The organism is Neomoorella stamsii (genome assembly GCF_002995805.1).
In the GTDB taxonomy this organism is placed as follows: domain Bacteria; phylum Bacillota; class DSM-521; order Neomoorellales; family Neomoorellaceae; genus Neomoorella; species Neomoorella stamsii.
Genome location: NZ_PVXL01000009.1, coordinates 1 through 1,317 on the forward strand (window position 1 = coordinate 1; position 1,317 = coordinate 1,317).

Genomic DNA, 1,317 nt, shown 5'->3' on the forward strand with positions numbered 1-1,317 from the left:
GGGGTGTGGACAAGGATGCCCGGCTCTTTTTTAACCTGTCCACACCCGGCAACTATGTGGGGTCCTCCCTGCATGACCCGCAACCACCGTCCTTTTCCGAGCCGCAAATCCCGCCCCAGTAAAATAGATGGGGACGGCTTTTGCCAAAAAGTACTATAAGGCAAGATCGTAAACAGGGAAGCGGCATCGCCTCCCTGTTCTATTTCAAAGGGATAACCCTTCGCTTTTTTTGTAGTAATGGGGCAAAAAAGGCAGCTATCCGCTCCCGTTGCCCGGCTAAAGTCTGCCAAATGCACCGAATCGTCCTGCCGGCTGATTAACAGGATATCCGGGTTCAGCTTGCCGAGGACGACGCCCTTCCGGTGCAACCGGGAAAGAATTGCCGCTAATTGCACGGCAAGGGATAAAAAATTTCCCGTCGACATCTCCTGCTGCCGGAGATACGGAGATACTGCCGCAACGGCACCAGGTTTGCTTCGCCCGCTTCCGGAAGATAATTACCGTTGTCCGGACATATATCTTTAAAGACCTCTTTTTTATCCAACGTTTTAAACTCCCTCGCTTAAGCCGAAACCGCTTACAATTACGCTATTAACAACTTTTTCGTCGTAACAGGGCCGTGGCAGAAAGTAACAAAGCCACGCTAACATAATTAAAATCGGGGGTGGAAAAAAGAACCGGATAGAGATTAATCCACTTTATGGTTATCGAGTTTAGTGGAGATCTCTTGAAGGACATTATAAATATTAGTCAGGCTGATAAGGACAAAGCCGAGCATTAAAAAGGTGACTATTTCCCTGGTAAAAAAAGCAATTATGCCCATTACAATTAGGACAAAAGTATTCCAGGCTGTGCTACTGAAAAAGTGCTTCATGCTCTTTATCACCTCCACGAAGACTAAGTGTCAATACATTAAGTGCCAAGCTCTAGTTTTGTTCCTCCGTTAAAACAAATATAACCAAGTAACCCCGGGGGATATTATAACATAAATCTGGAAAGCAATGGGAACCTTTTCGTAATTACCGCCGTCTAAATAAATAAAGCCCGTAAAGTTAAAACAAACGGGTTAACAGGGAGGCGCGGCCAATGACTTCTTTCCGGCGTAAACTATGGTTTCTGCCAATGCTGCCGGCACTCTTCTTAAGGACAAAGTGAGCTATAGTTAAGCTCCCTTAGTTTTAAAGGGGGACACAAGATGCTTCCTGCTCGCCTGAAGGGTATCCTGGCGCCCATGGTGATGCTTCTGCTCATCGCCCTTAGTGGGTGTGGGGGCGGGTTAGCAAGTGATGTAAAAGTCCTCGAAGAAGCTGTTGCCAG

1 protein-coding gene is annotated in these 1,317 nt (G+C 47.0%); it reads right to left on the bottom strand.

Going from position 1 to position 1,317, the window contains the following annotated elements; genetic code table 11:
* On the bottom strand, window positions 1-425 hold a 425-nt coding region (locus tag MOST_RS17105; RefSeq protein ID WP_161952785.1), incomplete at its 3' end, for a BUD32 family EKC/KEOPS complex subunit.
* Between the last annotated feature and the right edge of the window lie 892 nt (window positions 426-1,317).